The organism is Streptomyces colwelliae (assembly GCF_048158785.1).
Taxonomy (GTDB): domain Bacteria; phylum Actinomycetota; class Actinomycetes; order Streptomycetales; family Streptomycetaceae; genus Streptomyces.
This window is the reverse complement of record NZ_JBLTJC010000023.1, coordinates 48,383-57,627: the sequence shown is the minus strand read 5'-3', so window position 1 is coordinate 57,627 and position 9,245 is coordinate 48,383. Positions and strand designations below refer to the sequence as shown.

7 protein-coding genes are annotated in these 9,245 nt (G+C 71.3%); 4 read left to right on the top strand and 3 right to left on the bottom strand.

Translation table 11 applies throughout. The features are described 5' to 3' along the window. Window positions 1-207: LAVTG motif-containing sortase-dependent surface protein (locus ACNFOC_RS07705; RefSeq protein ID WP_416957994.1), on the top strand; the 207-nt coding region annotated here is incomplete at its 5' end. 75 nt (window positions 208-282) lie between these two features. On the opposite strand, the gene ACNFOC_RS07700 is transcribed toward ACNFOC_RS07705, so the two are convergent. Next, window positions 283-1,194, bottom strand: a complete 912-nt coding sequence (locus ACNFOC_RS07700) for a LysR family transcriptional regulator (RefSeq protein WP_416957992.1) — start codon at window positions 1,192-1,194, stop codon at window positions 283-285. Between the two features lie 203 nt (window positions 1,195-1,397). On the opposite strand from ACNFOC_RS07700, the gene ACNFOC_RS07695 reads away from it, so the two are divergent. Continuing rightward, entirely contained in the window at window positions 1,398-2,297 is a 900-nt protein-coding gene (locus tag ACNFOC_RS07695) for an SDR family oxidoreductase (protein ID WP_416957990.1), read from the top strand. A 79-nt stretch (window positions 2,298-2,376) separates the two neighbouring features. Here the strand turns inward: ACNFOC_RS07695 and ACNFOC_RS07690 are convergent, their stop codons facing one another. Together ACNFOC_RS07690 and ACNFOC_RS07685 are read right to left on the bottom strand one after the other, a co-directional pair. Next, the gene (locus tag ACNFOC_RS07690) at window positions 2,377-4,002 is read right to left on the bottom strand and encodes a glycoside hydrolase family 13 protein (RefSeq protein ID WP_416957988.1); all 1,626 of its coding nucleotides are present in this window, start codon (window positions 4,000-4,002) and stop codon (window positions 2,377-2,379) included. A gap of 61 nt (window positions 4,003-4,063) precedes the next feature. Continuing rightward, window positions 4,064-6,409 carry a hypothetical protein gene (locus tag ACNFOC_RS07685; protein WP_416957986.1) on the bottom strand — a complete coding sequence of 782 codons (2,346 nt, stop codon included), beginning with the start codon at window positions 6,407-6,409 and terminating at the stop codon, window positions 4,064-4,066. A gap of 176 nt (window positions 6,410-6,585) precedes the next feature. On the opposite strand from ACNFOC_RS07685, the gene ACNFOC_RS07680 reads away from it, so the two are divergent. Both ACNFOC_RS07680 and ACNFOC_RS07675 read left to right on the top strand, forming a co-directional pair. Continuing rightward, window positions 6,586-7,635: a LacI family DNA-binding transcriptional regulator gene (locus tag ACNFOC_RS07680; RefSeq protein WP_416957984.1), complete on the top strand. Its 1,050-nt coding sequence runs from the start codon at window positions 6,586-6,588 to the stop codon at window positions 7,633-7,635. Continuing rightward, a complete protein-coding gene (locus ACNFOC_RS07675; RefSeq protein ID WP_416957982.1) occupies window positions 7,632-9,230 on the top strand; it encodes an FAD-dependent oxidoreductase in 1,599 nt (532 codons plus the stop codon). Before ACNFOC_RS07680 ends, ACNFOC_RS07675 begins: the two co-directional genes overlap by 4 nt. Window positions 9,231-9,245 lie beyond the last annotated feature (15 nt).

Sequence of the window (9,245 nt, the reverse complement as noted above, 5' to 3'; positions counted from 1 at the left end):
ACCCCGGCGCCGCCCACGCCGTCGAAGCCGCACCCGGGGCCACGACCGGTGACGGAGGTGGAGGGGCACCCCACCCAACCCGCCGCCCAGGCGTCGCTCGCCCACACAGGCGCTGACAACACAGTCCCGGCCGCCGTCACGAGCGCGGCCCTCCTCCTGGGCGGCGCAGCCCTGTACCGGCGCAACCGCTCCAGGGCGGGTCGCTGACCCGGGCACCCGCTCCGGAACGGAAGGCCCCACCGGGCAGGTGACCGGTGGGGCCTCCGTCGAACCGCGGGGGAGTTACTCCGCCTGCTCCGCCGGAGCCCTGAGGAGTGCGTGGGCCGCCTTCCGGAACGCGGTCAGCAGTCGGTTGTGCTCGCCGGCGCGGGTCGCGAGGGCGACGTGGCTCGGTTCGACGCCGTGGAGGGGGATCGCCATGATGTCGGGGCGGATCGTCTGGCCGGGCCGCAGACCGGCCGCGATGGCCACCGCCTGTCCGTCCGCGACGAACTCGAACTTGTCCTCCAGGGCCCGGATGACCGGACCCCCGGGTGCCGGACGGCCGTCGGGCCTCGGGTCGATGCGCCAGAACGCGCTCCACGCCGGGTCCGCGCCGGGCATCCGGGGAAGCGGCTCGTCCGCGATGTCGTCCAGGGTGACGGACTCCTTGCCGGCCAGACGATGGTCCAGCGGTACGAGCAGGACGCGCGGCTCGTCGTAGAGGACCGTGACGTCCAACTGGTCGGTGGGGAAGGGCAGTCGGGCCACCACCGCGTCCACCCGCCGCTCGAACAGGGCCGCGCGCACATCGTCGTAGGCCAGATGTACGACGTGCACATCGGCGTCCGGATGCCGGCGCCGCACCTCGCGCACCGCCGGGGTGACGTACAGGTTCGCCATGTATCCGACGGTGAGGCGGCTGGGTTCCGCGGCGGCCCGGGTCTCGGCGGCGGCCTGGGCGGTGGAGCGCAACAGCGCCTTGGCGCGCGGCAGAAACACCTCCCCGGCCTCCGTGAGCCGGGTGCCCTGCGGCGTACGGTCCAGCAGCCGGGCACCCAACTGCTCCTCCAGCCGCCGGACTTGGCGACTCAGGGACGGCTGGGTGATGTGCAGCGCCTCGGCGGCACGGCCGAAGTGACGCTGCTCGGCGACGGCGATGAAGTACCGCACAAGACGCAGTTCGAGATCGGGCGCGGGAGGCAGGTCCGTCATACCTGAAGTGTACGGCGTGGGACGGTGGGGACTCCGGCCAAAATGGCATGTGAGCTGCTGTGATGCTTGATCCGTATTGCCTCATGCGAAACAGGCTTTGGACCCGGAACCCGTGCCCCGCCCACGATGGAAACACAGCGAAGTACAGCACAGCGCCACACATCGCAGCGCAAGCTCACCCCACCTCATCGAAGGAACGCACCATGCGTGTTTTCGTCACCGGCGCCACCGGGTTCATCGGTTCCGCCGTGGTCCGTGAACTCCTCGACGCCGGGCACACGGTCACCGGACTGGCCCGGTCGGACGCGTCCGCGGAGGCGTTGACGGCGGTGGGCGCCGCCGTGCGGCGGGGCTCGCTCGACGACCTCGACAGCCTGCGTGACGGCGCCGCCGCGGCGGACGGGGTCTGCCATCTGGCGTTCATCCACGACTTCACGGACTTCGCCGCCAACTGCGCCACCGATCTGCGCGCCATCGAGACGATCGGTGAGCAACTCGCGGGCACCGACAAGCCGTTCGTGGTCACCTCGGGCACGCCCGGGCTCGGCGACGGGAGGGTGGCGACGGAGGAGGACAGCGTCGAACCCGGGTCGTTCGCGGCGATCCGGCAGCCGTCCGAGATCGCGGCGGTCGCGCTGGCGGAGCGCGGGGTGCGGTCGTCGGTCATCCGGCTGCCCCGGTCCGTGCACGGCACCGGCGACCAGGGCTTCGTCCCCCAACTCATCGCCGTAGCCCGCGAGAAGGGCCTGTCGGCGTACGTCGGCGACGGCTCCGCCCGCTGGCCCGCCGTGCACCGGCTCGACGCGGCCCGGCTGTACCGGTGGGCCCTGGAGTCGGCCCCGGCGGGCGCGCAGTACCACGCGGTCGGCGACGAGGCGCTGCCGCTGCGCGAGATCGCGGAGGTCATTGCCGGCCGTCTCGGCGTCCCGACCGGAAGCGTGCCGCCCGAGCAGGCGGTCGACCACTTCGGCTTCCTCGGCCTCGTCGCCTCCCTGGACTGCCCGGCGTCGAGCACGCTGACGCGCAAGCAGACCGGATGGGAGCCGGTGGAGGTGGGCTTGATCGCCGACCTGGAGACGGGGCACTACTTCGGGGAGGTGTAGGAGGTGTAGGAGGCCAGGGCCCGTCCGGTCAGCGGGGAGTGGGACCGGACAGGCCCTGGGGACTCGTGGGTGTGGCTCGCTACACCGCGAGCCACGCTGCCCGGTCCGGGGCCAGACGGTTGTTCTCGACGGGGCCGCTGGTCAGCAGGACCGAGGTGTGTGCGGGCAACTCGTACGGCTCGGCCGAGAGGTTGACCACGCAGACGAAGCCGGGTTCGCGGCGGAGGGCGAGGACGCCGGCGGGGGCGTCCAGCCAGGTCAGGCCGCCGTCACCGAGGGCGGGGTGCTCGCGGCGCAGCAGGAGGGCGGCGCGGTAGAGCTCCAGCATCGAGGTCGCGTCGCCGGTCTGCGCCTCCACCGTGTACGGCGACCAGTCGGCGGGCTGCGGCAGCCAGGGCATGGCGGTGGCGCCCTCGGGTGCCTCGGGGCTGAAGCCGTACGGCGTGGTCCACCCCGACCAGGGGATCGGCACCCGGCAGCCGTCGCGGCCTCGGTCGGTGTGTCCGGAGCGTTCCCAGACGGGGTCCTGGAGGGCGGCCTCGGGCAGGTCCTCCACCTCGGGCAGGCCGAGTTCCTCGCCCTGGTAGACGTAGACGCCGCCGGGGAGGGCGAGCGTGAGCAGGGCGGCGGCGCGGGCACGCCGGGTGCCCAGTTCGAGGTCGGCGGGGCCGGCGGGGACGTAGGACTCGTTGGCCACCCACTTCCTGGCGGCCTCGCGGCCGAAGCGGCTGGCGTGGCGCATGACGTCGTGGTTGGACATGACCCAGGTGGCCGGGGCGCCGACCGTGCCGAGCATCGCGACGGTGTCGTCGATGACGGCGCGCAGGTCCTTCGCGTCCCAACTGGCCATGAGGTAGTCGAAGTTGAAGGCGGTGTGCAGGACGTCCGGGCGGAGGTAGGCGGCGAGCCGCTCGGGGGTGTCCGTCCATGCCTCGGCGACGAAGGCGCGGTCGCCGGGGTACTCGTCGGCCACCTTGCGCCAGGCGCGGTAGATGTCGTGGACCTCGTCGCGGTCCCAGAAGGGGTGCGCGCCGCCGTCGTGGCCTGCCAGGTCCGGCAGTTCGGGGTCCTTGACGAGACCGTGGGCCACATCGATACGGAAGCCGTCCACGCCGCGCTCGAACCAGAACCGCAGGACGGACTCGAACTCCGCGTGCACGTCCGGGTGTTGCCAGTTGAGGTCCGGCTGCTGAGGGGTGAAGAGGTGCAGGTACCACTCGCCGTCGGCCACCCGGGTCCAGGCGGAGCCGCCGAAGCGGGAGTCCCAGTCGTTGGGCGGCAGGGCGCCGTCGGGGCCGCGGCCGGGGCGGAAGACGAAGCGCTCGCGTTCGGGGCTGCCCGGGCCTGCCGCCAACGCGGCCCGGAACCAGGCGTGTTGGTCGGAGGAGTGGTTCGGGACGAGGTCCGGGACGATGCGGATCCCGTGCGCGTGTGCTTCCTCGATGAGCTGCTCGGCCTCGGCGACCGTGCCGAACAGCGGGTCGATCTCGCGGTAGTCGGCCACGTCGTAACCGTGGTCGGCCATCGGGGACTTGTACCACGGGTTGATCCAGAGGGCGTCCACACCAAGGGACTTGAGGTACGGCAGCCGGGAGCGGATGCCGGCGATGTCGCCGACGCCGTCGCCGTTGCCGTCGGCGAAGCTGCGGATGTAGACCTGGTAGATGACGGCACTGCGCCACCAGGGGGCGGTGGTGGGGGACATGGGCGTTGCTCCTCGGTCCGGTTGTCCTTGTGCGCTGTCGTGCGGGGGCACTTCGCCCGCCTCAGTTCTGGACCGGCGCGCACGCCAGGGTGTGCTTGCCCTGGCTGTCCGTGCGCGGTACGAGGCCGTAGTGGATCCGTGGCGCACCGTCGAGCGTCAGCGTCACCCTGCCGCCCGCGACCGGGAGTTGGCGGATCTGCCCGACCGCGTCCACCTGCCGTACGGAGGTCGTGGCGGCGACGGTGACCGTGGTCTTGGTCGGCCAGGGGTCGACCCACACCTCGGGGGCGGGGAAGTGCCAGTCGGTGCGCTGCCCTGCGGTGTTCAGCAGGTAGCCGTCGGCCCGGTTCCACAGCACGACCGCGGGACCGTCGGGGGTGTCGAACCACAGGCCGGACGTCTGCGGGTCGGCGAAGGTCAACCGGCCCCGGAAGGTGGCCTGGTCGAGCGTGCGGGCCGCTGTCGCGTACGCCAGAAGCGACGGCTTCGGGCTGAGGTCGCGGTTCATCAGGCCGTAGTGGTACTCGACGTTGTCCGGGTCGGCGACCTGCGGCATGCCGAGCACACTGTCGTGGAACTGGTACCAGCACACGCACCGGACCCCCTCGGCCTTCGCCAGCGCCAAGGTGAGCAGCACGTTCTCCGCGGCGTGCCGGTAGGTGTCGTGCCACCAGCTGTTGGGCTTGGTCGGCGCGTAGGCCTCGGTCAGCCAGATCTCCTTCTCACCGTGCTCCGCCATCAGCGCCTTCAGTTGACGGAGGCCACCGTAGAAGTTCCAGTAGGTGCCGTCGCCGTCGGTGTTCCAGTCGTCGCCCGGCGGTATGTAGTCCGGGGTGAAGTTGCCGCGTCCCGGGTGGTAGGCGAAGGCGTCGATCAGGTCCCAGCCGCCCGCCGCGATGAAGTTCTCCACCCACGGCTTGTCCATGCCGGCCAGTCCGTTGTTCATCAGCTTGACGGTGTCGCCCGTGGCCGCGCGTCGGTCGAAGACCGGCCGTAGCGCCGTGTTCAGGTACGCCTGCGCGGCGTCGCCGCTGTTGAACGGTCTGTTCAGCTCGTTGCCGACCTCGAAGTAGCCGGCGCCGACCGCCACCGCCAGATTGTCCGCGGCCCAGGTGGTCGCCTCGATGTCGGTCGCGGTCAGCGACGGCTGGAGTTCGATGTTGTGCCGCATGCCGCGCGCGTCGAAGGAGGCGGGCGGCAGCCCGGGGCCACCGTCGTAGGCGATCCGGACCAGGTTGATGCCGACCTTCTGCCACAGGTCCAACAGGGCGTCCGCGCTGGGCCGTTGGAGCCACGGGTAGTTGGCGATGCCGAACATGCTGTCCGCGCCGGCCTGGTAGTCGTACGCCGGGAGTACCGCGAGATTGGTCCGGGCGAACGCCTCGTCGTCGCCCGATCTGGCCACCACTTCGGCCAGTGCGATTCCGCCGGCGGGCGCGGTCAGGGTGAAGGTGTGCTGCCAGGTGCCGGCCGCGGCGACGCTGCCGGTCGTGGTCGTGGAGGCCAGCAGTGTGCCGTCGAAGCCGCGCACCCACAGTTCCAGGTCGACGGAGGCGGCTGCCGCGCCGCCGTTGGCGACGAGGGCGGTGAGCTGCATCTGGTCGCCGGGCGACTCGTACAGGTTGAAGTCGCGGTCGGTGGTGAGTTCGAGGCCGAGGGCACGGCCCCGGCCGATGGTGGCGGTGGCCGACGGGTGGGTCTCGGAGAAGAAGAAGTCGGCCCGGCTGGTCCAGCCGCCGGCCGGGTCGGCCACGCCCGGCGCGTGCACCCAGGTCGCGTTCGTCCAGGCCTGGCGGGAGCGGTCCAGCAGGAACAGGCCGTGCAGAGCGGTTCCCCAGGTGGAGGTGTGCGCGACGCCGAGGGTGTCCTCGTACGGGATGCCTCCGCCCGCGTCGCGGACCCATTCGGTGATCGCGATGTAGTCGTCGGGCGCGGTCGGTGCCTGGATCGCCCGGCTGAACAGGAAGCCGTCGGGGACCAGGGTGGCCGCTCCGGTGATGTGCCACTCGAGCACGGCGTGGGAGGTGCCGACGCTGAACCAGCCGGTGACGGTGGTCGAGGCGGCGGCGACGTCGAACGTGTAGTCCATGCGGATCGCCGGTGTCCCGTCCGGCAGCGCGCTCAGGGCCGGGGTGCCGCCGGTGGACAGGTGGATGCCGGTGGCACTGTCCTTGACCTGGAATTTCGAGCCGGCCGAGCGTGTGACTCCGGCGGCGTCACGGATGGCGAGCCGGCCGCCCGGGCTGGCCAGCAGGCTGATGCCACCGGCGGTCAGGGTGACGTCGCCGGCCGCCGCGTATGCCGCGATCGGGGTCGACTCGGCGACGAGTACGACGCCGGCGGCGAGGGCCGCGCCGAGGAAGCGCCGGCGATCGAGGGTGGGTCTGGAGAAGGCCTCGGAGGTCAACGTCTGCTCCTGTCCGGCGCTCGGTGACGCGCCTTGATAATGCCTATCTTCAAGTCCGTGAACGGTACGTTTCCAGGCCACTACGTTGATGTCAACGGGTTCTTGTCCAGGCGGTCATCCGTGAGTTACGGTCATCACCTGCAAGTGAAGATAGGCATTATCAAGATGGAGGATCGATGTCGCCGAGACCTCGCCGCGTCACCCAACGCGAGATCGCCGAGCTGGCGGGCGTCAGCCAGACCACCGTGTCGGTGGTGCTGAACGACCGCGACGGCTCGAACGTGCGGGTCCCCGAAGCCACCCGGGCGCGGGTCAAGGCGGCCATTGAGCAACTCACCTACGTCGCCGACCCCGCGGCCCGCCGCCTCGCCGGTCTGGACAACCAGATCATCGGCGTCTTCACCTACGAGGCCGCGTTGTCCCCCGAGAGCATGGACTTCTACGGTCCGCTGCTGAACGGGATCGAGCGGGCCGCCGAACACATCGGCTGGGACCTGCTGTTCTTCACCTCGTCGCCGGTCGAGAACGGCACGCGAAGCCTCTTCCACCGCAAGACGCGGCTACGGCTGACCGACGGCTGCGTCCTGCTCGGCCAGCAGATGGTCGCCTCCGAGCTGGAACGGCTGGTCGCCGAGCAGTTCCCGTTCGTCGCGATCGGCCGCCGGGACGAGACCGCCGCCGCCGTGCCGTACGTGGCCATCGACTACGTCACCCCGACCACCGCACTGATCGACCAGGCCGCGGCCGACGGACACCAGCAGGCGCTGTACGTCCACCGCGGCCGTGACACGCCGACCGCGCGGGACCGGCGCGGTGCCGTCGAAGCCGCCTCGGCGGACGGCCGGTTGGCCTTCCTGTTGGTCGGTGAGGAGCGGATCGCCGACCTGCCCCGGCTGGCCCGGGCGACCGGGGCCACCCTGATCATCGCGGAGGACGCGTTCCTGGCCGAGGACGTTGCGCACGCGCTCTCCGGCGCCCAAGTCGCCGTACCGGAAGAGATCTCGGTCGCCGCCCTCGGCGAGGTGCGCGGCCATCGCGTGGACGGCCGGGTCCTGGCCGGATTCCACGTCCCCAGGCAGCAGTTGGCGGCCGAGGCACTCGATCTCCTGCAACTCCTGATCACCACGGACCCGCAGGAGTGGGCCGGTCTGGACACGGAGCGGCTGCTGGTCGCCGAGGTCGAACCGGGGGACACCATCGTCGCGCGGACGGACACGTCGTCATGACCGACCGGATCACGGCCGAGGTGGCGATCATCGGCGGCGGACTCGGCTCCGTCGCGGCCGCGCTGGCGTTGCTGCAACGCGGTCGCCGCGTGGTGCTGACCGAGGAGTACGCCTGGCTCGGCGGGCAGCTCACCTCGCAGGCCGTGCCGCCCGACGAGCACATCTGGGTGGAGCAGTTCGGCGTCACCGCGCGCTACCGCGCGTTGCGGGAGGACATCCGCCGCTACTACCGCGACCACTACCCGCTGACGGCGGCCGCCCGCGCCGACCGTGAACTCAACCCGGGCCGCGGCCGGGTGAGCAGGCTGTGCCACGAACCGAGGGTCGCGAACGCGGTGATCACCGCCCTGCTCGCGCCGTACCGGTCGACCGGGCGGCTCACCGTCCTGCAACCCGCGGTGCCCGTCGCGGCCGAGGTGAGCGACGCGACGGTCCGCACCGTCACCGTCGCGGACCCGCGCACCGGAGCCGAGACGGTGATCACCGCCGAGTACGTCCTCGACGGGACCGAGACCGGCGACCTGCTGCCCCTGACCGGGACCGAGTACGTCGTCGGGGCCGAGGGGCGGTCCGACACCGGTGAACCGAGCGCCCCCGAGGCCGCCGATCCGGGCAACGTGCAGTCGATCGCGTGGTGCTTCGTCTTCGACCATGTCGCCGGCGACCACACCATCGCCCGGCCGGACGACTACGACTTCTGGCGCTCCTTCGAACTGCCGTACTGGGGTGCGCCGATGCTGTCCTTCGTCGCGCCGAACCCACGGACCCTCGTGCCGGAGGAGCGAACCATGAACGTCAACCCGGCCGGCGACGCCACCGGGGACCCCCGCTTCGACGCCGGCGACCGGGACCTGTGGCAGTTCCGGCGGATCGCCGCCCGGCAGAACTTCGCCGACGGCTTCTACGACAGCGACATCGTGCTCGCCAACTGGCCCCAACTCGACTACGTCAGCGGCTCGATCATCGACACCGACGACCGGCAGCGTCACCTGGACGCCGCGAAGGCACAGTCCCGCGCCTACGTGTACTGGCTCCAGACCGAAGCGCCCCGCCCCGACGGCGGCCGGGGCTGGCCCGGACTGCGACTGCGCGGCGACCTGGTCGGCACCGCCGACGGGTTCGCGCAGGCGCCGTACATCCGCGAATCCCGGCGGATCAAGGCACTCACCACGGTGCGCGAGCAGGACATCTCCGTCAAAGCCCGGGGGGACGCCGGACCGGCCCGGTTCGAGGGCTCGGTCGGGGTGGGGATGTACCGGATCGATCTGCATCCCTCCACCGGCGGCGACAACTACATCGACGTCGAGTGCGCGCCGTTCGAGATACCGCTCGGCGCGCTGATCCCGGTGGCCACCCAGAACCTGGTGCCGGCCGCCAAGAACATCGGCACCACCCACATCACCAACGGCGCCTACCGGCTGCATCCGGTCGAGTGGAACGTCGGTGAATCGGCCGGCGAGCTCGTGGCGTACTGCCTCGATCTCGGTCTGAGCCCACGCCAGGTCGCGACCGACGAGGACCTCGTCGACCGACTCCAGGGCAGGTTGACGGCGGCCGGTATCGAACTCCACTGGCCGCAGATCGCCGGCTACTAGCCAACCCGAGGCGCA

Coding starts and splice junctions, on each gene's coding strand:
- ACNFOC_RS07675 (WP_416957982.1), top strand. CDS start 7,632: ATGACCGACCGGATCACGGCCGAGGTGGCGATCATCGGCGGCGGACTC.
- ACNFOC_RS07680 (WP_416957984.1), top strand. CDS start 6,586: ATGTCGCCGAGACCTCGCCGCGTCACCCAACGCGAGATCGCCGAGCTG.
- ACNFOC_RS07695 (WP_416957990.1), top strand. CDS start 1,398: ATGCGTGTTTTCGTCACCGGCGCCACCGGGTTCATCGGTTCCGCCGTG.
- ACNFOC_RS07700 (WP_416957992.1), bottom strand. CDS start 1,194: ATGACGGACCTGCCTCCCGCGCCCGATCTCGAACTGCGTCTTGTGCGG.
- ACNFOC_RS07690 (WP_416957988.1), bottom strand. CDS start 4,002: ATGTCCCCCACCACCGCCCCCTGGTGGCGCAGTGCCGTCATCTACCAG.